Genomic DNA, 26,613 nt, shown 5'->3' with positions numbered 1-26,613 from the left:
CGCGAAGAGGGCGTGTCAGTCAACATGAATGTAGCTGACACACCCTCTTCGCGAGCAAGCCCGCTCCCACAGGGGATGTGTGGTTAATGGACGATGGAGTTAGGCGGCAAATGTCCCAACCGTTCAGTCAGGCGAATCCGCTGAATCGGGTCGTCACTGAGCAGCAGGGCATGCTCCAGGTCAAAGCGCTCGGCGTTCGGGCAATCCAGCCGTTGATAGAGGCTGGCCCGGGCCAGGTAGTCGGAGGCACTGGCGTTGCCCAGTTCCAGCACGCGTTCGGCGTCGATCAGGGCGCCGATGTAGTCATCGTTGGAAAGGTGTAACTGACGCAGGTTACGCGACAGCCGCTGCAGCATTTGCACCGGCTCGGCGGTGAGCAAATGCTCGGCGCCAAGCTGCATGTTCGGGCCGTACTGGCGTTGCAGCAATTCCCGGCAATCGTTGGGGTACAAACGACGCCCGCCGCACGGGTCGAGCAGGTGATCGGCGCCCGGTACCCGCAGCAGGAAATGCCCGGGGAAGTTGACTCCAACCATGGGGATTTCCAGACCTTTGGCCAGTTCCAGAGCAATCAATCCCAGGCTCAGTGGCTGCCCGCGTCTGCGTTCCAGCACTTTATTGACCAGCGCGACTTGCGGACGCAATGGCGTGGAGTCGTCCTGAGCGAATCCCAAGTCATTCATACGCCGTAACAACGGCTGGGCCAGCTCGCTCACCGGCAACATCGGCAAGCCACAACTGACCCGTTGTTGCAGGTCCTTGAAACCTTGCAGCACGGCCTCGGGATTGACCTCACTGTCGTGTTCGGCGGCAATCCACAGCGCCGCCTCGAACAGCGCGGGCGGTGAACGTTGCAGACAGTCGAAAAAACGTTGGCGGGGGGTCATCAAAATCTCCGGCTAATGCCTCGTTTTAGCCCCGTCTCCGGCATTCGTCCAGTGCCGAACATAGGCGGTTGCAGGTTATGTCCGAAAGTCTGCATGGCGGCGTCGCTTATTCCGGTGCGCTTCTGCAATTTTTGGGCGCAAGCCTATACTGGCCACTACAAGAAGTGATTCGGGAGCCCTACGATGTTCGCTCTCATGCAAAGCACTCGCCTTGAATCCCTGCATCTGAGCGTCGACTCGGTCACCGGGTTGAAGGCGGTCATTGCCATTCATAACAGCCGTCTGGGGCCTGCCCTGGGCGGGTGTCGTTACCTTGCCTATCCCAGCGACGAGTCCGCCGTCGAGGATGCGGTGCGCCTCGCCCAAGGCATGAGTTACAAGGCGGCGCTGGCCGGCCTGGCTCAGGGCGGCGGCGTGGCGGTGATTGTTCGCCCGGTTCATGTGGAAAACCGCGCCGCGCTATTCGAAGCCTTCGGGCGTTGCATCAATCAGCTCGACGGCCGCTACATCACCGCCATCGACAGTGGCACTTCGGTGGCGGACATGGATTGCATCGCCCAACAGACCCAGCACGTCACCAGCACCACCGCGGCGGGCGACCCGGCACCGCACGCGGCGATGGGCGTGTTCACCGGTATTCGTGCCACCGCCATGGCCCGGCTGGGCAGCGATAACCTCGAAGGCCTGCGAGTAGCGATTCAAGGGCTCGGCAACGTTGGCTATGCCCTCGCCGAACAGCTGCACGCCGCCGGAGCCGAATTGCTGGTCAGCGACATCGATCACGGCAAAGTGCAATTGGCGATGGAGCAACTCGGCGCTCACCCCATCGCCAACGACGCGCTGCTCAGCACCCCTTGCGACATTCTCGCGCCCTGCGGCCTCGGTGGCGTGCTCAACAGCCACAGCGTGACGCAATTGCGTTGCGCGGCGGTGGCCGGTTCGGCGAACAACCAACTGACCCATCTGGAAGTCGCTGATCAACTGGAGCGGCGGGGCATTCTGTATGCGCCGGATTACGTGATCAATTCCGGCGGGCTGATCTACGTTTCGCTCAAGCACCGCGGCGAAGAGCTATCGACCATCACCGCACACCTGTCGAAAATCAGCTCCCGGCTGACCGAAGTCTTCGCCCATGCCCAAGCGGAAAAACGCTCGCCGGCCCGGGTAGCGGACGAGTTGGCGGAGAAAGTGCTGTATCGATGAAGTGAACCGATGAAGGAGTGAGGGCCTATCCGGCAGACTTGCTCCCAAGGCCTGGCGCCACAAGCGTCAGGCTTGACTGACGCACGCTGACGCGGCGTGACAGGAGCCCCTGTGATGCTTCACAAGGTTGAGCTGCCTTACACCCGATTTTTATCCCCTGACGGCCAATTGCTCGGCGAACTTCCTGCCTGGGCCGACGATTTCAATTTGCTCACGCGCCTTTATCGGCAGATGGTCCTGACCCGCCTTTTCGATCAGAAAGCCGTCGCCCTGCAACGCACCGGGCGCATTGGCACTTATGCGCCGACATTGGGCCAGGAAGCCATTGGCGTCGCCGTCGGCAGCGTGATGCACGCCGAAGACGTGCTGATTCCGTATTACCGTGACACCGCCGTGCAGTTGATGCGCGGGGTGCGCATGGAAGAAATCCTCCTGTACTGGGGCGGTGACGAGCGCGGCAGCGATTTTGCCGAACCGGCGGCGGCCCAGGACTTTCCGATCTGTGTGCCGATTGCCACCCAGGCCTTGCATGCCTGCGGCGTTGCCAGTGCATTCAAAATCCGCGGCGAACATCGGGTCGCCGTCACCACCTGCGGCGACGGCGCCACCAGCAAGGGCGATTTCCTCGAAGCCCTCAACGTCGCCGGAGCCTGGCAGCTGCCGGTGGTGTTCGTGGTCAATAACAACCAATGGGCGATCTCGGTGCCACGACGGATTCAGTGCGGCGCCCCGACCCTGGCACAGAAAGCGATCGGTGCCGGGTTCCACGGTGAGCAGGTCGACGGCAATGACATGCTCGCGGTTTATGACCGGGTACACGTGGCCCTCGACAGGGCGCGTCACGGTAAAGGCCCGGTGTTGCTCGAGTGCCTGAGCTACCGCCTCGGCGACCACACGACAGCCGACGATGCCACACGCTACCGGTCGGCGGACGAGGTCAAGCAGGCCTGGCTCGAAGAGCCGGTCAAACGCTTGCAACGTTTCATGGTTGACCAGGGCGTGTGGGACGAAGGCCGCGAACAGGCGCTGATCAGCGAATGTCAGGGCTTGGTTCAACGTGCTGTGGATAACTTCGAAGCGGCGGGTATTCAGGCGCCCGAATCGATCATGGATCACGTCTACGCCCAATGGCCGGCGTCCCTCGCCGGGCAGCGTGAAGAATTGCTCGAACGGGCGGCGCGCCGCGCGGGAGATGCGAGCCATGAGTAACGGCAAAGTCACGTTGCTGGAAGCGGTGAATCTCGCGTTGCATCGGGCCATGAGCGAAGACGAAAACGTCATCGTCCTCGGTGAAGACGTCGGGGTGAACGGCGGCGTGTTTCGCGCTACCCAAGGGCTGCGCGACGGCTTTGGCTTCAAGCGAGTCATCGACTCGCCGCTGGCCGAAACCATGCTCGGCGGACTGGTGGTCGGCATGGCCGCTCAGGGCTTGAAACCAGTGGTGGAAATCCAGTTCATGGGTTTCATCTACGCGGCCATGGAACACCTGGTGTCCCACGCCAGCCGCATGCGTAATCGCACTCGCGGGCGGATCACGTGCCCGATGGTGATGCGCACGCCGATGGGCGCAGGGATTCGCGCGCCGGAACATCACAGCGAAAGCACAGAAGCATTGTTCGCGCACATTCCAGGTCTGCGGGTGGTGATTCCGTCATCGCCGGCCCGGGCCTATGGCTTGTTGCTGGCGGCCATCGATGACCCGGACCCGGTGGTGTTTCTCGAACCGACCCGGCTCTATCGCATGAACCCGCAACCTCTGTTGGATGACGGTAAACGCCTGCCACTGGACAGCTGTTTCACCCTGCGTGAAGGCAGCGACATCACGCTGATCAGCTGGGGTGCCAGTGTGATGGAAACCCTGCAAGCTGCCACCGCATTGGCCGAGCGGGGCGTCTCGGCGGAAGTGATCGATGTCGCGAGTATCAAGCCGCTGGACCTCGACACGATGGAAGCCTCGGTGCGCAAGACCGGCCGTTGCGTGATCGTTCATGAAGCGCCGCGCTCCTGTGGCGTCGGTGCGGAAATCGCCGCGAGCCTCTATGAGCGGGTGTTGCTGGAATTGCAGGCACCGATCCAGCGCGTTACGGCGCCGGACATTCCGCCGCCGCTGTATCGACTTGAGTCGCTGTACATGCCCAACGTCGAGGACATTCTTCAGGCCTGCGATAACGTTCTTCACTTTGCCTGAACCCAAGGAGGCTGCGATGAAATACTTCAAACTGCCGGATCTGGGCGAAGGTTTGCAGGAGGCGGAAATCGTCCGCTGGCACGTCGCGGTCGGCGATAACGTCAAGGCCGATCAACTGCTGGTGTCGGTAGAAACCGCCAAAGCCCTGGTGGATATTCCCGCGCCCTATGACGGCGTGGTGGCAAAACTTTACGGCGGCGAGGGCGACATCGTTCACGTCGGAGAACCCTTGCTCGGCTACGAAGGCGAAGCCGATGCGGGCACCGTAGTGGGGCGACTCGAAGGTGGCGGCAGCAGTCAGGAGGACTCGTTTTTCATCGGAGCGGCCCCCTCGACCCGAGAGCACCTGGCGACTCGCGCCACGCCGGCCGTGCGGCAATTGGCCCGGCAACTTGGCGTGGAGTTGAGCGGTGTGACGGGCTCTGGCCACGAGGGGCTGATCACCCGGACGGATGTGGAAAACGCGGCTCAAACTGAACTGGATCGCTTCGGCGGCGAACGGTTGCGCGGTGTGCGGCGCAGCATGGCGCTGAACATGGCCCGGTCCCATGCCGAAGTCGTGCCGGTGACGATTTTCGGTGATGCCGACCTGCATCGCTGGGGTCAGGCGCGCGAACCGCTGATTCGTCTCGCCAAAGCGATGGCCGCCGCGTGCGCCGTGGAGCCGGTGCTCAACAGCGCCTTCGATGGCAAAAGCCTGTCGCTCAAGCAACACGAACGGCTCGACCTGGGCATCGCCGTGGACACCCCGGACGGCTTGTTCGTGCCAGTGCTGCGCGATGTCGGTCACCGCACCCCGGCTGATTTGAAGGAAGGCGTCATGCGATTAAGAGCCGATGTGCAGGCGCGATCGATTCCGCCCAAGGAAATGATGGGTGCAACCCTGACGCTGTCGAATTTCGGCACCTTGTTCGGTCGCTACGCCAACCCGGTGGTGGTGCCGCCGCAAGTCGCGATCCTCGCCGCTGGCGCGATCCGTGACGAACCGGTCGCGGTCGATGGCGCGGTGGTGGTGCATCCGGTTTTGCCGCTGTCCCTGACTTTCGATCATCGTGTGGTCACGGGGGGCGAGGCGGCGCGTTTCTTCAAGGCGCTGGTCGAGGCGCTGGAACGTTAGCATCCGGCCAAATCACCTTCCGAACTCCAGCTTTAAGGACGATGGTGTCCGCGTATTTTAAGCGGGCGCGATCACCCTTATCGCCAGGGTTTTCATGCGCCTACGAAGCTCTTATCCCAAATCGTTCAAGGCCCAGGTTGTTCAGGATTGCCTGCAACCCGGAGCAATCATCTCCAGCGTTGCCATCAGCCACGGCATCAATGCCAACGTCATTCGCAAGTGGATGCCGCTCCACCGGGGTCAGCCAGCAGCATTCGGCATGCCCCGGAAGTCATAGTGGATAGCGAGCAGCTTCAGGCTTTGTGCTGGGGCTGTCCAAGGCAGCGAGGCGGTGCGGTCGGATCGATCACAGTGCTTTGACACCGTCCGGTAGCCCATCGGTTTATCGCCGCTGATCGCCTGTCTGGCACAATCAGCGGCATGACGTCCTCACGACCAGATGACTCCGGAACAGCTGAGTCCGACCGTGGGCACTTGCGCGCTCGAACTGATTGTTTGCCGGGTCGTTATGCAGCGGAAAACGGGCGGCGGCGATCATGAGCCTGATCCAGTCGGCGCGCATGAATGGGTATGGCCCGTATGCCTATCTTAAAAATGTGCTGATGCGGCTGCCGACACAGCGAGCAAGTGAGATCATGGCGCAATTAACGGAGTAGTCATCACGATGATATTGGTTGTTGAGGGTATCAGCGCCAGTGGGAAAACCACTTGGTGCGATAAGCATGGAGGGCAACATGTCATTCCTGAAAACGGCCGTTTTGAAAACGAGCCAGATCGGATAAAGGATCCGGTCGGAGCGGCAACTTTTTGGGCAGAGAGAAACGTGGATCGCTGGCAAACGGCGCTGGCCATGGAAGACATTTCTTCGTGGGCTTTGTGTGACAGTGACCCTCTCAAGCTCCACTACATTTGGAGTCTTTGGCAGATCGGCGAGGCGAGCGAACACGACTGGCGAATAGAGTTGGACGCTACAAGAGAAACGATCGCACAAGGACGTATTGGCTTTGCTGACTGTTACATTGTTGGCCGCATAGATCCTCAGCTCGCGCGCGAACGAGCCAAAGCAGACACCACCCGCCGACGGAGTAGATTCGAGCTACACGTGCGCCTCCAACAAGCTCTGCTGACCTGGTACTCAGCTATGAATGAAGCGCTTCCCGGCAGAGTGCGATTCGGGTTCCCTTCAAAAATGCCCACCGTAGAAAACCTTGATGAAAGATACTCGGTAGCGGCCTTTGATCAAATGATCGCATCGCTCCCCAAAAAATAATCAGCCCTCTTGCCGACAGGGATTTGAGAGGCTAATGCAGAGAACGTGAATTGACGTGAAAGCAATGTATAGGCGTATTAGCCAGCCGCTTTCGCTGGAACAACCCGAAGCTTAGGTTTATCGCAGGCATGAAAAAGGCCCTGAGTCATTTGACTCAGGGCCTATTCAATTCGGGCGTTGCTTACTTGGCAGCCTTGGGCGCTTTAGCAGGCTTGGTCGGCTCAGCGACTTCAGCAGGTGCAGGTGCCTCAACGGGGGCAGCCTTTTCAACGACTTCAGCAGGCGCATTCAGCAATTCGGACAGCGCGTCCGGTTGGCTCTTGAACGCCTTGGCGAACACATCGCGGTTCTTCGCCATGTAGATCCCGGCTTCTTCCACTTGCTGTTCGGTCAGGGACGGAACGGCTTTTTGCAACACTTCGGCCAGCAACTCGGCCAGTTCGAGCATTTTGTCATGACGGTCAGCTTCGGCTTTATCCATGAACAAGCGCTCCAGATCTCGGCTGCTGCGGTATACCACTTCGACGGCCATTCACCACCTCACATGCCTTCACATTAAGTTGTCTTATTCGACCACTGTATTTATATACAGCGAAAAGGATAAGCGAATCCCTGCGCTTTGGGTAGTGGCTTTTTAATGTAGACCGAATTCAGGTGGTCTGCGCAAAACCTGTGGGAGCCGAGCTTGCTCGCGATGAGGCCCTCGAATCCAGTACAAAAGTGTCCAGTAGCAGCCCATCGCCATCTCACCCAACAGCCTCTGGCCTTTTTTCTGCATGCAAGACAACCGTCACGTCAAACCCGCATCATCCGCTCGAACCGAGCTAAGGAAGAATCATCGTGAAAATCAACTGGGCCGAGAACCTGCGGCAGAACGTGCATCAACTGGCCGAGTCCCTGGGCAACCTGTTCGTCGAGACCTTCCATTACATGGCGCTGTTTGCCATCGGTGCAGTCACCGCGTGGGCGGCGGTGATGGAGTTTTTGCAGATGATCGAGGCGGGGCACATCAAGATCGATGACATCTTGCTGCTGTTCATCTACCTGGAACTGGGGGCGATGGTCGGGATTTACTTCAAGACCAACCACATGCCGGTGCGTTTCCTGATCTACGTGGCGATCACCGCGCTGACGCGACTGCTGATCTCCAACGTCTCGCACCACAACCCGCCGGATATCGGCATCATCTACCTGTGCGGCGGGATTCTGCTGCTGGCGTTCTCGATTCTGGTGGTGCGTTACGCTTCGTCGCAATTCCCTTCGGTGAAGATCGAACACCCGCAACGCAAGATCGGTGCGGGTTCCGGTGAGCATCCCGAAGTCGAGAAGGGCGAGCTTTAAAGCCGCATGGCTGGCCGGCTGTGGCCCTTGACGCGCGGCGGCGGCAGGTTGTGATTGTCGCCGTCGGTCATGGCTTCGAGGATGGCCACGGCGCTATGGCCCTGTTCGATGGCGATGCCGAACTGAATGCTTTGTACCAGGCGTTTGAGGCGCTGGGGGTCATTGCGTTGTTCGGCGCTGATCATCCGTTTGGCGACCACGTGACCGCTGTTGGACAGGGTCAGCATGATGCTGCCATCCAGGCCCTGAATGCTCAGGTTGATCTGATAATCCGCTGCAAAAGCATCGGTAATGAGCTGAAAAGGGTTGTCCATGATGCGTTACCGCCTGATTGAACGTGCAGTTGTTGACCCGCCGTGATCGGGATTAGTTCGCAACACCAGACCACCGGCACGTCGCTCGCTGAGGTTTTCAACAGTCCTTTTGCCTCACAGGTAACGTAGCAAGGGGCATGCCGGAAAAATTGTCGAACAATAGACACGGCAAAAAAGAAGGCGGGCACTACAGCCCGCCTTCTTTTTGCCTGCCCGTTTCAGGGCATGAATGAGTAGATGATCGCAGACAGTGCAATCAAACCGATCAGTACCACGAACACGTTCGAGGCCTGACCCGAATACTGGCGCAAGGCTGGCACTCGACGGATGGCGTACATCGGCATCAGGAACAAAAGGCACGCGATGATCGGCCCGCCGAGGGTTTCGATCATGCCGAGGATGCTCGGGTTGAAGGTCGCCACGGCCCAGCAACTGAGGATCATGAACAGTGCGGTCACGCGGTTCAGCCAGCTCGCTGACATCACCCGGCCACGACCGCGCAGGCTTTTCACAATCAGTCCCTGAAAGCCTTCGCTGGCGCCGATGTAATGGCCGAGGAAGGACTTGGTGATCGCCACCAGCGCAATCAGCGGCGCCGCGTAAGCGATGACCGGTGTCTGGAAGTGGTTGGCCAGGTACGACAGGATCGAGATGTTCTGCGCCTTGGCAGCCGCCAAATCCGCCGGTGACAAGGCCAGCACGCAGCTGAAGCAGAAGAACATCACCGTCACCACCATCATCGCGTGGGCGATGGCGAGGATGCCGCTGCTTTTGCGTTCGGCCTGTTCGCCGTAACGCTGTTTCTGATCGACGGAGAAGGCGGAGATGATTGGCGAATGGTTGAACGAAAACACCATCACCGGGATCGCCAGCCACAACGTCTTGAAGAACAGCGGCATCGGCATGCCTTCACTGGCGGTGGCGAAGAATGCGCCGTTCCAGTTCGGGATCAGGCTCAAACCGAGCAGCAGCAACGCCGCCACGAACGGATAAACCAGCACGCTCATGCATTTGACGATGACGCCCTGACCGCAACGGACGATGGCCATCAGACCGAGGATCAGCACCAGTGACAGAATCGCCCGTGGTGGCGGGGCGATGTGCAACTGATGCTCCATGAAGCTGCTCAAGGTATTGGTCAGCGCCACGCTGTACACCAGCAGAATCGGGAAGATCGCAAAGAAATACAGCAGCGTGATCAGCTTGCCAGCCCCGATGCCGAAGTGTTCTTCCACCACTTCGGTGATGTCCCCGGAACGCCCGGACAACACGAAGCGGGTCAGGCCGCGGTGGGCGAAGAAGGTCATCGGGAAGGCCAGCACTGCCAGGATCAGCAGCGGCCAGAAACCGCCTACGCCGGCGTTGATCGGCAGGAACAGCGTGCCGGCGCCGATGGCGGTGCCATAAAGGCCAAGCATCCAGGTGGTGTCGTGTTTACTCCAGCCTTTGTGGGTTATTTCGCTATTGCGTGTCAGGTCTACAGCAGGATTATCGGCAGCAGGTGTACGTACATCGGTCATCGTTTGGCCTCGTTATTGTTCTTGCTCGGGCTCACGTGTTACAGGCGTCGGAAATGCTCCTCAGCACTCCACCCAGCTGACAGCCAGGCCGCCCCGTGAAGTCTCTTTGTATTTGTCATGCATGTCGGCGCCGGTATCGCGCATGGTGCGAATCACCCGGTCCAGGGAAATGAAGTGTTTGCCGTCACCGCGTAGCGCCATTTGCGTAGCGTTGATCGCCTTCACGGCGGCGATGGCGTTGCGCTCGATGCATGGCACTTGCACCAGGCCGCCGACCGGGTCGCAGGTCAGGCCGAGGTTGTGTTCCAGGCCGATTTCGGCAGCGTTTTCCAGTTGCTCTGGCGTGGCGCCGAGCACGTCCGCCAACCCGGCGGCGGCCATGGCGCAGGCGGAGCCGACTTCGCCCTGGCAGCCAACTTCGGCGCCGGAGATAGACGCGTTTTTCTTGCAGAGGATTCCTACGGCCGCAGCGCCCAAGAAGAACGCGACGACGTCATCGTCCGACGCGTCCGGGTTGAATTTCATGTAGTAATGCAGCACCGCCGGAATGATCCCCGCCGCGCCGTTGGTCGGCGCCGTGACCATGCGCCCGCCCGCTGCGTTTTCCTCGTTCACGGCGAGGGCAAACAGGTTCACCCACTCCATGGCCGATAGCGTGGAGGTGATGACATTCGGCTTGCCGATTTCCAACAGGCTGCGGTGCAGTTTCGCCGCGCGACGGGGAACATTCAGACCGCCGGGCAGGATGCCTTCATGGTGCAGCCCTTGCTCGACGCATTCGCGCATCACCGACCAAATGTGCAGTAGTCCCTGACGGATTTCGGCTTCGCTGCGCCAAGCCAATTCATTGGCCATCATCAACTCGGAAACGCGCAGACCATGCAGGTTGCAGAGCTTGAGTAGTTCGGCGGCACTGGAAAAATCGTAGGGCAGCACCACATCGCTGGTGGGCGCGATGCCGGACTCGGCTTCGGCCGCTTCGATGATGAAACCGCCACCGATCGAGTAGTACGTTTGCTCTGCCAGCTCTCCGGTTTCGCCAAAGGCTGTCAGCGACATGGCATTGGGGTGGTAGGGCAGGCTCTCGTCCAGCAGCAGGAGGTCGCGTTGCCAGTTGAAGGCGATGGTGGTTTTGCCTGCCAGAAACAGTTCGCCGGTTTCGCGCAGGGTCTGGATTCGGCTGTCGATGGACGTGGGATCGATGCTGTCCGGCCACTCGCCCATCAGGCCCATGACGCAGGCACGGTCGGTGGCGTGACCGACGCCGGTCGCCGACAGCGAGCCATAAAGCCGGATTTCTACCCGCCGTACGTCGGCCAGCAATTGTTGGTCAATCAGGGCTTGGGCGAAGGTCGCGGCGGCGCGCATCGGGCCGACGGTATGGGAACTGGACGGACCGATGCCGACTTTGAAGAGATCGAAAACACTGATAGCCATGCTAAAGCCTATACAAGCAATGGAAGAGAAATCGCTGCCATTTTTGTAGGACAAGCGCAATATCGGCGATACTGCCTACCTCGGTCCTACGTGACCAACGAAACTTCCTAAGACAGCCTTTAGCAGGACTAAACAATGAGTCGCCAATTGCACGCCCAGACTTACGTCTGGCTGCACGTGTTTTCCTGTGCCGCGCGGCACTTGTCGTTCACCCGTTGCGCCGAAGAACTGCACATCACGCCGGGTGCGGTCAGTCAGCAAATCCGACAGCTGGAAGAGCGACTGGGTTTTCGCCTGTTTCATCGTCGCGCTCGCGGCGTGGAATTGAGCGCTGAAGGCCAGCGACTGGCCATCACGGTCAACGAGGCCTACGGCAGCATCGATGCGGAATTGCGACGACTGGATGCCGGAATGATCAGTGGGATTTTGCGGGTGCGCTCGATTCCATCGTTCCTGAGCAAGTGGTTGACCCCAAGGTTGCCGCGCTTGCAGCAGCGCTTTCCGGACATTCAATTGCGTCTGGTGGCCGAGGACAGCAGCGTGCCATTGCACGAAGGCGACTTTGACTTGGCCATCGACCTGAATGACGGCAGCTATCCCGGTTTGTTATCCACAACCTTGCTCGACGAACAGATCTTCCCGGTCTGTGCCCCAAGCCTGCTGCGCGGTCGGCCGCCGCTGCATGGCCCGGCGGACCTGATGCATTTCCCGTTGCTGCACGACATTACCGCCTGGCGCGGCAGTTACGAGTACGCAGAATGGGAGTTTTACCTCAACGCCATCGGCTTCGAAGGTGCGGACGTGCGGCGCGGGCACACCTTCAATCGCAATCACCTGACCATCGAAGCGGCGATTGCCGGGATGGGCGTGGCGATTGCGCGGCGAACCTTGCTCAATGATGAGTTGGAGCGGGGGACGTTGATCGTGCCGTTTGGCTTGGCGGTACCCAATCACAAGCGTTACGTGCTGCTCTATGCGCCTGGGGCGCTGAGCCATCCGGGCGTGCGTGCGGTGCATGACTGGCTGGTGGAAGAGGCGGGGATATTTCGAAGCCTGCATCCGCTGGCGGAGCGGCAGATGTGAGCAATTGTGACAAAAGAGTCAGGCGACCCAACTCCCGACCTTAACAGCGCTTTTGCTCCTTGTCTGGCTTTTTTTGCGTATGAAAATTTATCTTTTTTTAGGGGTTGAATTGTTCTGCGAGCCGACCGATTGTGTAAGTAAGAGGTCACGGTGACGACGCCCAAGGGCCAGCCGATGTGCCTCTCGCGAGCTAGCTGAAATAAGGGATGAACTATGCAAATCCAAGTCAACAGCGATAACCATATTCAAAGCAGCATCCGACTGGAGGAGTGGGTACGTACTACCATTGAGAGCACGCTCGAACGTTATGAAGAGGACCTGACACGCGTCGAGGTTCATCTGCGGGACGAGAACGGCGACAAGCCAGGTCCCCATGACATGCGCTGTCAGCTGGAAGCGCGGCCAAAAGGCCACCAACCGATTTCTGTCACCCATAAAGCCGCAAACCTGGAACTGGCGATCGACGGTGCGGCCGAAAAACTTGAACATGCGCTTGAGCACCTGTTCGGCAAACTGCGGGGCAAACCACGTGCCGCTATAGTGCCGTTTGAGAGAGTTGCAGCCGATGCGCTGCTGGAAGACGAGTTTCTCGAGAACGAACAGGCTGCGCAAAACGGCTGATATCTGATTAGGTTTTTACCTTCCACCACTGACAAACGGGTCTGCTTATGCAGGCCCGTTTTTGTTTGTGCTGACTGACCGCTGACTGGTGTAACAACGATCCCGTCGTATTCTATTTTGCACATGAGAATATTTATCATTAATATTGCGGCCTTGTTGGCTCCGTGACATTCACGAGGCCTCACCCGTTTCAAGGTCGAAACATGAAAGGCAAAATCACCGCGCTCCCCGTTTCCTACCGACTGGCCGTCACTTCCCGAGTGCTGGCCGCCGTGCTGGGGGGTTACCTCGTCGCGGCATTGGCCAGTGTCAGCCTGACGATGTGGCTGCCTTTGGCTCGTGGCGAAGCGGTGGTCACCGGGATGATGACCTCGTTTTTGGTGTATCTGGTCGCTGTGCTTTGGTGCTTTGCCTGTCGAAGTGCGTGGCAAGCCTGGTTCGGATTGATCGTGCCAAGCGTGGTTTTGGCGGCGGTGGCGGGGCTGGCGTACTGGTTGGGCCACTGATGAAAGAGGGCTTTCGGCAGGCCATGGCCTGGCTGCACACCTGGGCCGGGTTGATCTTCGGCTGGCTGCTGTTCGCGATTTTCCTGACCGGCACGCTCGCCTATTTCAAGGATGAGATCAGCCACTGGATGCAGCCGGAAATTCCCGCCCGTTCGCTGTCCTCAGAAGCCAGTCTGACCCTGGCCCAGCACTACCTTGAGCAGCACGCAGCGGGTGCCTCGCGATGGCTCATCGATTTGCCGGATGCTCGCGAACCCGGGCTGTCGGTGAGGTGGCAGCAAGCACCGGCCAAGCCCGGCACGCGCGGTCAATTCACCGAAAAACGCCTCGATCCGCAAACCGGTGCAGAAGTGCAGGGCCGGGACACACGCGGTGGCGAGTTCTTTTACCGCTTCCACTTTCAACTGCAGATGCCCTATCCGTGGGGGCGCTGGCTGTCGACGATCGCAGCGATGGTGATGTTCGTCGCGCTGATCAGCGGGATCATCACCCACAAGAAAATCTTCAAGGACTTCTTCACCTTCCGCCCGCGCAAGGGCCAGCGCTCCTGGCTGGACGGGCACAACGCGGTGGGCGTTCTGGTGTTGCCGTTTCATCTGATGATCACTTACAGCAGCCTGGTGATTTTCATGTCGATGGTGATGCCGGCGAGCATCCTTGCCGCGTACAAAGGTGATGCCGAGGCGTTTTACGATGAGGTGTTTCCGGCGTCCAATACGCCCGACATGGCAGGCAAACCGGGCCAGTTGGCACCCTTGGCTCCGCTGCTGGAACGGGCCAGCGAGCTGTGGTCGGGCGGGAGAACAGGGTCGCTGACGGTGAACAATCCGGGCGATGCGAATGCCTCGGTCATTCTTGCGCGTGACGGCGCCGACCGAGTAGTCCACGACTTTGGCAGCGCGGTGACATTCAACGGTGTGACCGGACAGTTGGTCAGCGCAACGCCGAAGCAAGCATTGCCCATGGCGATTGCCGGCAGTTTCTATGGCTTGCACATGGGCCATTTCGCCGGTCCGGTGTTGCGCTGGCTGTACTTCATATGTGGGTTGGCGGGCACTGCGATGATCGGCACCGGACTGGTGATCTGGCTCGGCAAGCGTCAGCTCAAACATGCGAAGAGCGGTGTGATGCCGTTTGAGTTGCGGCTGGTGGAAGTGCTGAACATCGCCAGCCTGTCGGGGTTGATGGTCGCGGTGGCGGCGTTCTTCTGGGCCAATCGATTGTTGCCGGTCGCAATGGCCGGGCGGGCGGATTGGGAGGTGAACAGCTTCTTCATCGTCTGGGGCCTGAGTGTGTTGCACGCCATGGTCCGCCGTGGTCGCGCCGCGTGGGTCGAACAGTTGGCGCTGACGGCGTTGCTGTTCTGTGCGCTGCCGTTGCTGAACGCGTTGACTACGCCTTATCACTTGGGCGTCACCCTGATGCAGGGCGATTGGGCCATGGCCGGTTTCGATCTGACGTGTCTGGGCAGCGGTCTGTTTTTTGCGTGGGCTGCGTGGAGAATGCAGCGCGCGGGGCAGGCTGGAATCGTCACCCGACCACGGGCGAAACCGATGCTGCTTGAGCAAGAGGCGCACTGAATGTTCCTGGCCTTGTTGCTGTGCTACGGCGGTTTCACCGCGCTGTGTTTATCGATGGATCGGCATCACGCCGAACTGCTGGGGCGCAAGCCCTCGGCCCGTCGCCGCCAAGCAATGAAACTCAGTGGCTGGTTGTTGCTGGCGTTATCGCTGTGGGCTGCGGTGTCGTCGACGGGGTGGGGACTTGGATTGGTGGAGTGGTTTGCGGTGTTGATGCTCAGCGCTTTGCTGCTGGTGTGGTTGATGCCGTATCGCCCGCGCCTGGCCTTGGCGTTGGCCGGTTTGAGTTTGCTTGCCAGCCCCGTCGCCGTGTTTGCAAAGGGCTGACCTGATGATCACCAGCCCCCCGGAATCCCATGACGACGAACATCGTAGTGCGCGTGCGCATTTCCTGCAGGTGTTCCTTTCCCAGCGTTCGCAAATGGAAGCGCTGGTGAGCCGTCGTGTCGGTTGTCGGGCGACCGCCGCGGACCTGGTGCAGGATTTGTTCCTGCGTTTCTGGCGTCGGCCGCTGGTGCAGGTTGAAGAGCTCAGCACTTACCTGTTGCGCTGCGCCGGCAACATCGCCATCGACCATTTGCGCAGCGAAGGCACGCGGGTGCGGGTCAATGAGGGCTGGATGCCGGATCAACCCGACAGCCACGGCAGTGAACCGCAAGCGGCGCTGGAGGCAGGCAACGACTTGCGTCACGTCGAAGCGGCGTTGCGCGCGCTGCCCGAGCGCACGCGGCAGATCTTTTTGCTCAACCGTATTCACGGGCGCAAATACGCCGAGATCGCCAAGGCCATGGGGTTGTCCCAAAGCGCCGTTGAAAAACATATGATGCGCGCCCTCGAGGCTTGCAAGGCCAGCCTGCGGGAACCCGAACCGCGCACGCCAGGGAAAGCACTGTGAACAACGCCGAACGCATCATCCCGACGCTTGCTCAGGAACAGGCGGCCTTCGCCTGGCTGAGTCTGTTGCATGACCAGCCCAGCAGCGGCGATCAGGCCACCTTCAGCCATTGGTTACAGGCCGCCCCCGCCCATGCCGAGGCTTACGCCCAGGCGCAAGTGGTGTGGGAGTTGACCGAAACTCCGGCCCGAACGTTGGCCAGTGAAGACGCGTTTGCCTTGCAGGGTTATCTCACTGCGATGAATTGCTCGCGCCGTACCCGCGTTCGGCGTTGGTCCGGGGCGTTGGCGATGGCGGCGTGCATGGTAGTGCTGATCGGCGTCGGTGCTGGCTGGCAACCGTCGCGCTGGGTCGATGATCTGGGCGCGGACTATGTGTCGGCGCCGGGGGAGATTCGCACTGTCACGCTGTCGGATCAGTCGCAAGTCACCTTGGACGCGGACAGTGCAATCGCCGTGGATTTCAGTCGTGGCGAGCGGCACGTTCAGCTGCGGCGCGGCGCCGGATTTTTCAGCGTGACCCATACCGGCGAGCCGTTCGTGGTGGACGCTGAAAAAGGCCAGGCGCGGGTGCTGGGGACTCAGTTCGAAGTGCGTCTGCAACCGCACGGTGCGCAGGTCACGGTGTTGTCCGGGCGGGTCGGTGTGACGGCGGACAAGTACGCCGAGCAACAAATCCTCATCGCTGGCCAGCAAGTGGCCTATGGCGAGGGAGCGGCGGAAAAACTCCATGCAGTCGACAGCGAAGCGCAATTGGCGTGGCGTCAGGGATGGCTCAATTACTACAAGGCGACACTCGCCGACGTGGTGCAAGACCTTGGGCGTTATTACCCGGGACGGATTGTGCTGCTCAACGGTGAACTCGCGGGACGGCGGGTCAGTGGCAGCTTTCCGAGTAAGGATCCGCAAGCGGTGCTGAGTTCGTTGCAAGGGGTGTTGGGGTTTGAGCAGCACAAGGTTTTGGGGCGTTTGATTATTTTGCGTTGAGGCTGCTGGCCCCATCGCGAGCAGGCTCGCTCCCACATTGGATTGCGCTGAACCTGTGGGAGCGTGCTTGCTCCGGGCGGCGTTCCGACGAAGGCGTCAGATCAAACACCACATCATTCCAATGAAAATATTTTCAATTTTCTGGTGAGGTAAACCCAGACGCCATCCGTGTAGTGACTGAAACTGCGAGTCATTCGCATCCGTAACGGTTCTACACAGGTCATGAGCAATGAAGTCCAGGGCAAAATCGGGTTCGGTCAAACAGTGGTTGGGTACGTGTGCCTTGAGCTTTTCGGCGCTGGCATTGCTGCCGTTGAGTGTGGCGGTGGCGGCTGAGGCTGGCAGTGCCCGGCAGAGTGCGCCGTTCAGCTTCGCAATGGCTGCCAAACCGCTGCCCCAGGCCTTGAGCGACTTCAGCCGGATCACTGGCATCAGCGTGGTCTACACCGATGAGGCGCCGTACGGCATCAACGCTCCAGCGCTCAGCGGGCAGATGAGTGCCGAGCAGGCGATGCAGCGTTTGCTCAGCGGTTCGGGGTTCACCTTCCGTCGCACTGACGGTCACACCTTGCTGCTGGAGCCGTTGCCTACCGATGGCGCCTTGAATCTGGGCGCGACCACCATCACCTCGGTGGCCGATCAGTCCATGAGCTATCAGCCACCGCCCACCAGTTCGGTGATGCGCTCTTCGGCCTTGATCCAGGAAATCCCCCAGACTGTCAACGTGGTTCCGGCGCAGGTCATTCGCGATCAGGCGCCGCGCAATCTGGACGACGCGCTGGCCAACGTCAGCGGTATTACTCAAGGCAACACACTGGCGAGCACTCAGGATTCGGTGATGACTCGCGGTTTCGGCGACAACCGCAACGGCTCGATCATGCGCGACGGCATGCCGATCGTGCAGGGCCGTGGCATGAATGCGACCGTGGACCGGGTCGAAGTGCTCAAGGGCCCGGCCTCGCTTCTTTATGGCATTCAAGACCCGGGCGGCGTGGTCAACATGGTCAGCAAGAAACCCGAGCTTGAGCAGTACAACGCGTTGACCCTGCGTGGCTCGACCTATGGCGACGGCAAAAACGGCAGCGGCGGCGGCCTCGACAGCACCGGCGCGTTGGGTGATTCCGGGTTGGCCTATCGCATGGTCCTGGACCACGAAGACGAAGATTACTGGCGCAACTTCGGTACTCACCGCGAGACATTGGTAGCACCGTCCCTGGCCTGGTTCGGCGAAAGCACCAAGCTGCTGTTCTCCTATGAACACCGCGAGTTTCTGACCCCGTTCGACCGCGGCACAATCATCGACCCGCGTGACAACCATCCGCTGGACATCTCCCGCGAGCGTCGCCTCGACGAACCCTTCAACAACATGGAAGGCCGCTCGGACCTGTATCACTTCGAGGCCGATCACGAGCTCAACGACAACTGGAAAGCCCACTTCGGCTACAGCTGGAACCGCGAAACCTACGACGCCAGCCAGGTGCGCATCACCGCCATCGACACCAACAAGGGCACGTTGACTCGCAGCATGGACGGCACTCAAAACGCGATCAGCACCGACCGCTTCACCACCGCCAGCCTGGAAGGCAATGTCCAGCTCGCAGGGATGAAACATGACCTGGTGTTCGGCGTCGATGATGAATACCGCAAGATCTACCGCGAAGACCTGATCCGTCAGAAAAGCTTGAGCACCTTCAGTTACGTCAACCCGGTTTACGGCCGCGAAGTCGCCGGCACCACGGTCAGCCCGGCCGACAGCGCGCAGACCGATGAACTGCGCAGCGATTCGGTGTTTTTGCAGGACTCGATTCACCTGACCGATCAATGGATTCTGGTGGCCGGCGGGCGCTTCCAGGAATACGACCAGTACGCCGGCAAAGGCGTGCCGTTCAAGGCCAACACCGACAGCAACGGCCAGAAATGGGTGCCTCGCGCCGGTCTGGTGTATCGCTACACCGATGAACTGTCGTTCTACGGCAGCTACACCGAATCGTTCAAACCCAACTCGACCATCGCACCGTTGAGCGGCAGCAGCACCGTGCTGGACGGCAGCATCGCGCCGGAAGAAGCCAAGTCCTGGGAAATCGGCGCCAAGCTCGACATGCCAGGCCGCGTTACCGGTAACGTCGCGCTGTTCGACATCAAGAAGCGCAATGTGCTGGTGGCCAACTCCGAAGGTCCGGTGACGATCTACAGCGCCGCCGGTGAAGTGCGTTCCCGTGGGCTGGAAGTGGACTTGAGCGGTCAGTTGAGTGATCGCTGGAGCATGATCGGCAGCTATGCCTACACCGACGCTGAAGTGACGGAGGACCCGATCTACAAAGGCAAGAAATTGCAAAACGTCGCCAAGAATAGTGGTTCGCTGTCGGCGGTTTATGACTTTGGCACTATCGTCGGTGGCGATCAGCTACGGGTCGGCGCAGGGGCGCGGTATGTCGGTGAGCGAGCGGGTAACGCGGTGAACGATTTCGACCTGCCGAGCTACACCGTGGCCGATGCGTTCGCTACCTACGACACCAAAGTCGAGGGGCAGAAGGTCAAGTTCCAGCTCAATGTGAAGAACCTGTTTGACCGCACCTACTACACCTCGGCGGCGAGCCGGTTCTTTGTGTCGATGGGGGATTCGCGGCAGGTGTCGCTCTCAAGCACGCTGGAGTTCTGATCGCAGACCGCGTCATCGTTCTTCGCGAGCAAGCCCGCTCCCACAGGGGAATGCATTCCAAATGTGGGAGCGGGCTTGCTCGCGAAGGCGGCATCCCAAACACCGAAAATCTCAGGTCTACCGCAAAAACGCCTGCCGATACTCACCGGGCGTTCCCCCCAATGCCTGACGAAACCGATTGGTGAAATGACTCGCACTGGCAAACCCACACGCCAATGCAATATCCCCCAACGGCTGCGACGTCGTACGCAGCAACTCCCGCGCCCGGCTCAGTCGCCGCGACAGCACATACTGATGCGGCGGCAAGCCAAAACTCTCGCGAAACATCCGTGCAAAGTGGTATTCGGATAGCGCACACAACGCCGCCAACTGCCCCAGGCTAATCGCCTCGGCCAATTGGTTGTCGATGAACTCCACCAACTGCCGCCGCTGATGCGCTGCCAATCCGCCTTTGAGCCGCAAGCCCTCACGCATCCCCACCTGACCGAGCAAAACGTGGCTGAGCATTTCATGGGCCAGGCTGCTGGTGAGCACGCGTTCGCCGGGCTCGTCCCAGTTGAGTGTGAGCATTTGCCGAAAGCGCCGGGCTTGCGCCGGGTCGTCGAGAAAGGTGGCTTCGCGTAGCTGTAGCTCACGAGGTTCGCGGTCCAGCAACGTAACGCAGCCGAGGGCGAATTGTTCGGGGCTGAAATACACGTGGGCCAGGCGTATGTCGCCGTTGATCACCCAACCCGATTGATGCTCTGCCGGCAGGATGCACAGCTTGTCCGGGCCGCCCTTGGTGCCGGGTTGGTCGCGGCGAAAAGTGCCGGTGCCGCCAGCGATGTAGCAGGACAGGGTGTGATGACTCGGCGCTTCGTAATCCTGGGCGTCGTGATGATTGCTCCACAAGGCTGCAGCCATGCCGTCACCGAGCTCGGTGCTGTGCTCGAGGCGAGCATTGGGCGAGCGGTTGAGGGCTTGAAAGACTTGCAGGGTTTCCAGTGCAGGCATGATGGCTTCTCTTTGACGCCTTGCATCCTACTCCGTAGCCGTTCGGCTGCCAGCCTGTGGCCCGACAAAAGCGCAAGTTTATGCAAGTGCGAAAGGCCCTGGCGCAGGACACTGAAGACCTATTCAGGAGTCTTTGCCATGAACCTTTCGTTGTATCTGCTGACCGTGCTGATCTGGGGCACCACCTGGATTGCCTTGAAATGGCAATTGGGCGTGGTGGCGATTCCGGTGTCGATCGTCTATCGCTTCGGCCTCGCCGCGTTGGTGCTGTTCGTGATGCTGTTGCTGAGTCGCCGCCTGCAAGTGATGAACCGTCGCGGGCATCTGATCTGTCTGGCGCAGGGGTTGTGCCTGTTCTGCATCAATTTCATGTGTTTTCTGACGGCCAGCCAGTGGATACCCAGCGGTCTGGTCGCGGTGGTGTTTTCCACCGCCACGTTGTGGAACGCACTCAATGCTCGCGTGTTCTTTGGCCAGAAAGTCGCTCGCAATGTGCTGATGGGCGGTGCGCTGGGGTTGCTTGGGCTTGGCCTGTTGTTCTGGCCTGAGGTGGTGGGCCACACCGCGAGCCCGCAAACCTTGCTCGGGTTGGGCCTGGCATTGCTCGGGACACTGTGCTTCTCGGCGGGCAACATGCTGTCGAGCCTGCAACAGAAAGCCGGGCTCAAACCGCTGACTACCAATGCCTGGGGTATGGCCTATGGCGCGGCCATGCTGTCGGTGTGGTGCCTGGTCAAAGGCATTCCGTTCGACATGGAATGGAATGCGCGCTACATCGGCTCGCTGCTGTACCTGGTGATTCCGGGTTCGGTGATCGGTTTCACGGCCTACCTGACGTTGGTCGGGCGGATGGGGCCGGAACGCGCAGCCTATTGCACCGTACTGTTCCCCGTCGTGGCGCTGAATGTGTCGGCGTTTGCCGAAGGCTATCAATGGACCGCGCCCGCCTTGGTGGGTTTGGTACTGGTGATGCTGGGCAATGTGCTGGTGTTTCGTAAGCCCAGGGCGCCGATGGTGCAGGGCAACGGCAAACTCGCGTAAAGGTTCGGGTGGAGCGTTGAGGCAGCTCAGCGCTCGGTCCTGAGCGCGACGAATATCAGCAATGGAAGTAGGAAATCAACTATATGCCGAGCCCAGTCCTTGGCGTTCCATACTTGTGAGGTATCCATGTTGAACCATTCGACTCCGATAACCTGCAGGCAAACGTAATAGACAAAAATACCAATCATTAAACCAATGAGTGAAAACTTTTTTGCCTCGTGAAACTCTTCCGCAGACCTGTTTATTTTTCGATAAAGATGAAAGGCGCCTATCAGGCAATAGGTTGTGAAGGTAACTTCCAAGGTAATGATTAACCAGTAAATTCGGTGGTGAAGCATGGGCGAGGTGATTGCCCTGTAACTCAGCCTTGGGTTACTCCGGGTGGTGTCCATGCTTAGCACATGGCCGACGTACTCATAGTTTGATGCGTAGTCGGTGAAGTTGCTGTACATCACTAGTAGGCCAAAAAAGCTTATATAAATAATTAGCAGAATTTTTATATATCTGATGAGCTTGTCGGTTGTAAGGTTGTTCAAGCTTGTGTTCTCCGTCACTGTTTTCCGTTGAGTCGGATAAGTGGCAGGGAGTTTATAGCGCTTAACTGTTTTACGTGGATTGACTGAGTTGCAAGTTGTGTAACCCAGTGGGCAGACGTTTAAAAACATCTGCCCGTTTTAATCAGCCTTTCCACACTTGGGGGTTCACCAGATCTTGTGGTCGCTCACCCAGCAAAGCGCTGCGCAAGTTGGCCAAGGCACGGTTGGCCATGGCTTCGCGAGTTTCATGAGTCGCCGAGCCGATGTGCGGCAATGTCACCGCGTTTTTCAGTTGGAACAGGGGGGACTCGGCCAGCGGCTCTTTCTCGTAAACGTCCAGCCCGGCGCCACGAATCCGATTGTTTTGCAGGGCTTCGATCAAGGCGGGTTCGTCCACCACCGGACCGCGGGCAATGTTCACCAGAATCGCGCTGGGTTTCATCAATGCCAATTCACGGTGGCTGATCAGGTGTCTGGTTTTTTCGCTGAGCGGCACCACCAGGCAGACGAAATCAGCTTCGGTCAGCAGTTGATCAAGGCTGCGCATCTGCGCGCCGAGTTCTTGCTCCAGTTCGGTCTTGCGGCTGTTGCCGCTGTAGAGGATCGGCATGTTGAAGCCCAGCCGCCCGCGACGGGCGATGGCCGCACCGATGTTGCCCATGCCGACGATGCCCAGGGTCTTGCCGTGTACATCGCAGCCGAACAACGGCGCACCCACGGTGGCTTGCCATTGGCCTGCCTTGGTCCAGGCGTCCAGTTCGGCGACGCGGCGGGCGCTGCTCATCAGCAGGGCGAAGGCCAGGTCGGCGGTGCTTTCGGTGAGGACGTCGGGGGTGTTGGTGAGCATGATCCCGCGTTCGTTGAAGTAGGCGACATCGTAGTTGTCGTAGCCGACCGAGACGCTGGAGACGACTTCCAGTTTGGCGGCGTTTTCCAACTGTGCACGACCGAGTTTGCGACCGACGCCGATCAGGCCGTGGGCGTGGGGCAGGGCTTCGTTGAATTGGGCGTTGATGTCGCCGTTTTTCGGGTTTGGCACGATAACGTCGAAGTCTTGCTTCAGGCGTTCGACCATTTCCGGGGTGATGCGGCTGAAGGCGAGGACGGTCTTTTTCATGGGAGGAGGGCTCTCGGGCGCAGGTGAATGCCAAGCACGCTAACATTCTTCTTTGGATTTGGGCGAGGCTGTTGGGCTCTTTTGTCCTTGGCGGCCTTTGGGCCGACCATGTTGCTGTTGGTGGTGTACATATCCGTTTCTGCGGTAACGGCGGCTTAGGGTTTCGCCCTTACGGCGAGTCCCTTTTGTCAAACGCCACAAAAGGAACCAAAAAGTCTCGCCCCAGCGTCCGGCCCCTCGCTTGGGCTCGGCGTTCCTTCGCTCCGGCGTCCATCTGGGGGCATCGCCTCCGGTCGGCTTCGCTTCGACCTCCTCTCGATGTGTTCGACTGCGTCGAACGGCGCTGCGCGCCTGCCCCCCAGATGAACACCTCCACTCAGCCTGCCGAAGGGGCGGGTGGATCAAGATCAAGAGCTGCAGACGAGCTAACGCTCGGCCTGATGAGTGGTGAGGGGCGAAAGGCGAAAGGCGTACGCCGATCTCCTGTGGGAGCGAGCCTGCTCGCGATGGCGGCCTGACAGCCGACCGATCACCCGCAGGTGTACACCATTCCCCTGTGGGAGCGGCGGTGCGACGATTCGACTTGCTCGCGAAGGCGGTCTATCAGCCGGCCGATCAATTCGCCACCCGAACCCCACCCATGCTCCCACTCAATTCATACGCCACCAATTCCGCCTGATGCGCCGCCAATATCTCCGGCAAGGACCCGCGCAAATACTCGACCCACGTTTTAATCTTCGCGTCCAGATACTGCCGCGACGGGTAGATCGCATACAGATTCAATTCCTGCGACCGGTAGTTCGGCATCACCCGCACCAGCGTGCCGTTGCGCAACCCTTCAATCGCTGCATACACCGGCAAAACCCCAACCCCCATGCCACTGGTGATCGCCGTCTTCATCGCATCGGCGGAGTTCACCAGAAACGGTGAGCTATTAATCGTCACCATTTCCTGGCCTTCGGGGCCGTCGAAGGTCCATTTCTCCAGCGGAATCACTGGGCTTACCAGACGCAGGCATGCGTGGTTCAGCAAATCGCTGGGCTTCTGCGCGCAGCCGTTGGCTTTCACATAGGCCGGCGAGGCGCAAACGATGCTGTAGGTGATGCCCAAACGCTGGGAGACGAAGCCTGAGTCCGGCAGTTCGCTGGCGAGCACGATGGACACGTCGTAGCCCTCGTCCAGCAAGTCCGGGACGCGGTTGGCCATGGTCAGGTCGAAGGTGACGTCGGGGTGGGTTTTGCGATAGCGGGCGATGGCGTCGATCACGAAATGCTGACCGATGCCGGTCATGGTGTGCACCTTGAGCTGCCCGGCCGGGCGGGCGTGGGCGTCGCTGGCTTCGGCTTCGGCTTCTTCGACGTAAGCCAGGATCTGCTCGCAGCGCAATAGATAGCGCTTGCCGGCCTCGGTCAGGGCGATGCGTCGGGTGGTGCGGTTGAGCAGGCGGGTTTGCAGGTGGGCTTCCAGGTTGGAGACCGCGCGCGAAACGTTAGCCGTCGTGGTGTCGAGTTGCACGGCGGCGGCGGTGAAGCTGCCAGCCTCGGCCACGTAACTGAAGGCGCGCATGTTTTGCAAAGTGTCCATGGGGTGCTCTCGGAGGCGATGGCAAATTGTGACACGAAGTTTCAGGGTCTGAGACCCCGACTAACGGATTATCGCGTTAACGGTAACAAAGATTCACAGGATTCCCAGCTTATCGCCAACAAAGCCGACCCCTAGAATTGCCCACCTCAGGAACAACTCCCCACCTCAGGAAATCGCAGCAGTGCCGCGTCGCATCAACAGAGCGCTTCAGACGCTCAGTGTTTTGGCTTTAACCCTGGCAATCAGCGGCTGCATCGGTACCGGAGGTATTGCCCCGCAGGGCAAGGCGCTGGAGGCCGATTCATTGGCCACCGACGAAGCCATCCAGAACGCTGCACAGGACGCTCACTGGCCCACCGCGCAATGGTGGCAGGCCTATGGCGACCCGCAATTGAACCGCTGGATCGACCTCGCCCTGCAAGGCAGCCCGACCATGGCCATGGCGGCGGCGCGAGTGCGTCAGGCCAAATCCATGGCCGGGATCGCCGAGTCCGCCGAGTCGCTGCAGATCAATGGCCAATCCACCCTCAAACGCCATAACTGGCCCACCGATCAGTTCTACGGGCCGGGCGAATTGGCCAACACGACGACCTGGGACAACAACGCCGCATTGGGCTTCAGCTACGCCCTCGACCTTTGGGGGCGCGAAAGCAACGCCACCGAGCGCGCCGTCGACATGGCTCACATGAGCGCCGCCGAAGCGCGTCTGGCCCAGCTCGAATTGCAGAACAACATCGTGCGCGCCTACATCGAGCTGTCGTTGCATTACGCGCAACGGGACATCGTCGAGGCGACCTTGAAACAGCAGCAGCAAATTCTCGACCTCGCGCAGAAGCGTCTGAACGGTGGCATCGGCACCCATTTCGAAGTCAGTCAGGCTGAAACGCCGCTGCCGGAAACTCACCGTCAGATCGATGCACTGGACGAAGAAATCGCCCTCAGCCGCAACCAGCTCGCGGCCCTTGCCGGCAAAGGGCCGGGGGAGGGCGCGCAGTTGCAGCGGCCAACGTTGTCGTTAGGCGCCGCGCTGAAACTGCCGTCGTCGTTGCCCGCGCAGTTGCTCGGTCAACGCCCGGACGTGGTCGCCAGTCGCTGGCAAGTGGCGGCCCAGGCACGGGGTATCGATGTCGCTCACGCTGGTTTCTACCCCAACGTCGACCTGGTCGGCAGCCTCGGCTACATGGCCACCGGCGGTGGAGCGCTGGAGTTTTTGACCGGCAAGAAGCTCAACTACAGCGTCGGCCCGGCGATCTCGTTGCCGATCTTCGACGGCGGCCGGTTGCGCTCGGAGCTGGGCGAAGCCTCGGCGGGTTACGACATCGCCGTGGCCAAGTACAACCAGACGCTGGTCAACGCGCTGAAAAATATCTCCGACCAGTTGATCCGCCGCGAATCCATGGACAAGCAGCAAACTTTCGCCGCCGAGTCGGTGGCTACGGCCCAGAAGACTTACGACATCGCGATGATCGCCTACCAGCGCGGCCTTACTGACTACCTCAACGTGCTCAACGCCCAGACGCTGTTGTTCAAACAGCAGCAGGTTCAGCAGCAGGTGCAGGCGGCGCGACTGAGTGCTCATGCGGAATTGGTGACGGCACTCGGCGGCGGATTGGGCGCGGGTGACGACGTGCCGAAAGACAGCCAGACCCAGGCGCCGAAAACCCCGGCCATCCTTAAGGGCATCTCAAATTGAACACGGACCCTGTGGGAGCGGGCTTGCTCGCGAATGCGGTGT

The 26,613-nt window shown here is 60.0% G+C and carries 25 protein-coding genes and 2 pseudogenes; 18 read left to right on the top strand and 9 right to left on the bottom strand.

Annotated features, from left to right (window positions below; translation table 11 throughout):
• Nucleotides 1-83: 83 nt before the first annotated feature.
• Nucleotides 84-887 carry a SirB1 family protein gene (locus KGB03_RS11285; RefSeq protein WP_218538117.1) on the bottom strand — a complete coding sequence of 268 codons (804 nt, stop codon included), beginning with the start codon at nt 885-887 and terminating at the stop codon, nt 84-86.
• A gap of 183 nt (nt 888-1,070) precedes the next feature.
• Here KGB03_RS11285 and KGB03_RS11280 point away from each other — a divergent pair, with 183 nt between their 5' ends.
• The 7 genes and pseudogenes from KGB03_RS11280 (at nt 1,071) to KGB03_RS11250 (ending at nt 6,665) form a co-directional block, all read left to right on the top strand.
• Nucleotides 1,071-2,090: a Glu/Leu/Phe/Val dehydrogenase family protein gene (locus KGB03_RS11280; protein WP_223429829.1), complete on the top strand. Its 1,020-nt coding sequence runs from the start codon at nt 1,071-1,073 to the stop codon at nt 2,088-2,090.
• A gap of 114 nt (nt 2,091-2,204) precedes the next feature.
• A complete protein-coding gene (gene pdhA, locus KGB03_RS11275) occupies nt 2,205-3,299 on the top strand; it encodes a pyruvate dehydrogenase (acetyl-transferring) E1 component subunit alpha (RefSeq protein ID WP_223527090.1) in 1,095 nt (364 codons plus the stop codon).
• Complete coding sequence (locus KGB03_RS11270; protein ID WP_223527089.1) at nt 3,292-4,278, top strand: alpha-ketoacid dehydrogenase subunit beta; 987 nt, start codon at nt 3,292-3,294, stop codon at nt 4,276-4,278. Before pdhA ends, KGB03_RS11270 begins: the two co-directional genes overlap by 8 nt.
• 16 nt (nt 4,279-4,294) lie before the next feature.
• Nucleotides 4,295-5,395 (top strand): dihydrolipoamide acetyltransferase family protein, encoded by a 1,101-nt coding sequence (locus KGB03_RS11265; protein WP_223527088.1) that lies wholly within the window; start codon nt 4,295-4,297, stop codon nt 5,393-5,395.
• 94 nt (nt 5,396-5,489) lie between these two features.
• A complete protein-coding gene (locus KGB03_RS31335) occupies nt 5,490-5,672 on the top strand; it encodes a transposase (protein WP_223527087.1) in 183 nt (60 codons plus the stop codon).
• A 181-nt stretch (nt 5,673-5,853) separates the two neighbouring features.
• Nucleotides 5,854-6,051: pseudogene (locus KGB03_RS11255) on the top strand (transposase domain-containing protein); the annotation flags it as partial.
• An 8-nt stretch (nt 6,052-6,059) separates the two neighbouring features.
• Nucleotides 6,060-6,665, top strand: coding sequence for a hypothetical protein (locus KGB03_RS11250; RefSeq protein ID WP_223527086.1), 606 nt, complete (start codon nt 6,060-6,062; stop codon nt 6,663-6,665).
• A 277-nt stretch (nt 6,666-6,942) separates the two neighbouring features.
• On the opposite strand, the pseudogene KGB03_RS11245 reads toward KGB03_RS11250, so the two are convergent.
• Nucleotides 6,943-7,197, bottom strand: a pseudogene (locus tag KGB03_RS11245) (YebG family protein); the annotation flags it as partial.
• A 308-nt stretch (nt 7,198-7,505) separates the two neighbouring features.
• Between KGB03_RS11245 and KGB03_RS11240 the strand changes: the two are divergent.
• On the top strand, nt 7,506-8,006 hold the full coding sequence (locus tag KGB03_RS11240; RefSeq protein ID WP_192410187.1) for a phosphate-starvation-inducible protein PsiE: 501 nt from the start codon (nt 7,506-7,508) through the stop codon (nt 8,004-8,006).
• Here KGB03_RS11240 and KGB03_RS11235 read toward each other — a convergent pair.
• The 3 genes from KGB03_RS11235 to KGB03_RS11225 all read right to left on the bottom strand — a co-directional run bounded on the left by KGB03_RS11235 (nt 8,003) and on the right by KGB03_RS11225 (nt 11,277).
• Nucleotides 8,003-8,320, bottom strand: coding sequence for a DUF3509 domain-containing protein (locus tag KGB03_RS11235; RefSeq protein WP_008150633.1), 318 nt, complete (start codon nt 8,318-8,320; stop codon nt 8,003-8,005). The two genes, KGB03_RS11240 and KGB03_RS11235, sit on opposite strands and share 4 nt — an antisense overlap.
• A 218-nt stretch (nt 8,321-8,538) precedes the next feature.
• A complete protein-coding gene (locus tag KGB03_RS11230) occupies nt 8,539-9,840 on the bottom strand; it encodes a serine/threonine transporter (RefSeq protein WP_192410188.1) in 1,302 nt (433 codons plus the stop codon).
• A gap of 60 nt (nt 9,841-9,900) precedes the next feature.
• Nucleotides 9,901-11,277, bottom strand: a complete 1,377-nt coding sequence (locus tag KGB03_RS11225; RefSeq protein ID WP_223527085.1) for an L-serine ammonia-lyase — start codon at nt 11,275-11,277, stop codon at nt 9,901-9,903.
• Between the two features lie 135 nt (nt 11,278-11,412).
• Here KGB03_RS11225 and KGB03_RS11220 point away from each other — a divergent pair, with 135 nt between their 5' ends.
• The 8 genes from KGB03_RS11220 (at nt 11,413) to KGB03_RS11185 (ending at nt 19,607) form a co-directional block, all read left to right on the top strand.
• Nucleotides 11,413-12,360 carry a LysR substrate-binding domain-containing protein gene (locus KGB03_RS11220; RefSeq protein WP_008150625.1) on the top strand — a complete coding sequence of 316 codons (948 nt, stop codon included), beginning with the start codon at nt 11,413-11,415 and terminating at the stop codon, nt 12,358-12,360.
• A 213-nt stretch (nt 12,361-12,573) separates the two neighbouring features.
• Complete coding sequence (locus KGB03_RS11215; RefSeq protein ID WP_111450355.1) at nt 12,574-12,981, top strand: HPF/RaiA family ribosome-associated protein; 408 nt, start codon at nt 12,574-12,576, stop codon at nt 12,979-12,981.
• Between the two features lie 203 nt (nt 12,982-13,184).
• Entirely contained in the window at nt 13,185-13,487 is a 303-nt protein-coding gene (locus KGB03_RS11210; RefSeq protein ID WP_218538123.1) for a DUF3649 domain-containing protein, read from the top strand.
• Nucleotides 13,487-15,067, top strand: a complete 1,581-nt coding sequence (locus KGB03_RS11205) for a PepSY-associated TM helix domain-containing protein (RefSeq protein ID WP_223527084.1) — start codon at nt 13,487-13,489, stop codon at nt 15,065-15,067. The genes KGB03_RS11210 and KGB03_RS11205 overlap by 1 nt, the downstream gene beginning before the upstream one ends.
• Nucleotides 15,068-15,394: a DUF3325 domain-containing protein gene (locus KGB03_RS11200; protein WP_223527083.1), complete on the top strand. Its 327-nt coding sequence runs from the start codon at nt 15,068-15,070 to the stop codon at nt 15,392-15,394.
• 4 nt (nt 15,395-15,398) lie between these two features.
• Entirely contained in the window at nt 15,399-15,962 is a 564-nt protein-coding gene (locus tag KGB03_RS11195; RefSeq protein WP_218538126.1) for an RNA polymerase sigma factor, read from the top strand.
• Nucleotides 15,959-16,948 (top strand): FecR family protein, encoded by a 990-nt coding sequence (locus KGB03_RS11190; protein ID WP_223527082.1) that lies wholly within the window; start codon nt 15,959-15,961, stop codon nt 16,946-16,948. The genes KGB03_RS11195 and KGB03_RS11190 overlap by 4 nt, the downstream gene beginning before the upstream one ends.
• A 229-nt stretch (nt 16,949-17,177) precedes the next feature.
• Complete coding sequence (locus tag KGB03_RS11185; RefSeq protein WP_223527081.1) at nt 17,178-19,607, top strand: TonB-dependent siderophore receptor; 2,430 nt, start codon at nt 17,178-17,180, stop codon at nt 19,605-19,607.
• A 117-nt stretch (nt 19,608-19,724) separates the two neighbouring features.
• Here the strand turns inward: KGB03_RS11185 and KGB03_RS11180 are convergent, their stop codons facing one another.
• Complete coding sequence (locus KGB03_RS11180; RefSeq protein WP_223527080.1) at nt 19,725-20,600, bottom strand: helix-turn-helix domain-containing protein; 876 nt, start codon at nt 20,598-20,600, stop codon at nt 19,725-19,727.
• A 138-nt stretch (nt 20,601-20,738) separates the two neighbouring features.
• On the opposite strand from KGB03_RS11180, the gene KGB03_RS11175 reads away from it, so the two are divergent.
• Nucleotides 20,739-21,641 (top strand): DMT family transporter, encoded by a 903-nt coding sequence (locus KGB03_RS11175; protein ID WP_192410195.1) that lies wholly within the window; start codon nt 20,739-20,741, stop codon nt 21,639-21,641.
• Between the two features lie 26 nt (nt 21,642-21,667).
• On the opposite strand, the gene KGB03_RS11170 is transcribed toward KGB03_RS11175, so the two are convergent.
• The 3 genes from KGB03_RS11170 to KGB03_RS11160 form a co-directional block, all read right to left on the bottom strand.
• Entirely contained in the window at nt 21,668-22,177 is a 510-nt protein-coding gene (locus KGB03_RS11170) for a DUF2165 domain-containing protein (protein ID WP_218538130.1), read from the bottom strand.
• A 142-nt stretch (nt 22,178-22,319) separates the two neighbouring features.
• Entirely contained in the window at nt 22,320-23,294 is a 975-nt protein-coding gene (locus tag KGB03_RS11165) for a 2-hydroxyacid dehydrogenase (RefSeq protein ID WP_223527079.1), read from the bottom strand.
• Nucleotides 23,295-23,909: 615 nt separating this feature from the next.
• Nucleotides 23,910-24,878: a LysR family transcriptional regulator gene (locus KGB03_RS11160; protein ID WP_008150590.1), complete on the bottom strand. Its 969-nt coding sequence runs from the start codon at nt 24,876-24,878 to the stop codon at nt 23,910-23,912.
• 181 nt (nt 24,879-25,059) lie between these two features.
• Between KGB03_RS11160 and KGB03_RS11155 the strand changes: the two genes are divergently transcribed.
• Entirely contained in the window at nt 25,060-26,571 is a 1,512-nt protein-coding gene (locus KGB03_RS11155; protein WP_218538132.1) for an efflux transporter outer membrane subunit, read from the top strand.
• Nucleotides 26,572-26,613 lie beyond the last annotated feature (42 nt).

Origin of the sequence: Pseudomonas sp. BF-B-26, from assembly GCF_019956495.1 — a bacterium.
Lineage (GTDB): Bacteria > Pseudomonadota > Gammaproteobacteria > Pseudomonadales > Pseudomonadaceae > Aquipseudomonas.
This window is presented reverse-complemented; position numbering and strand designations above follow the sequence as displayed.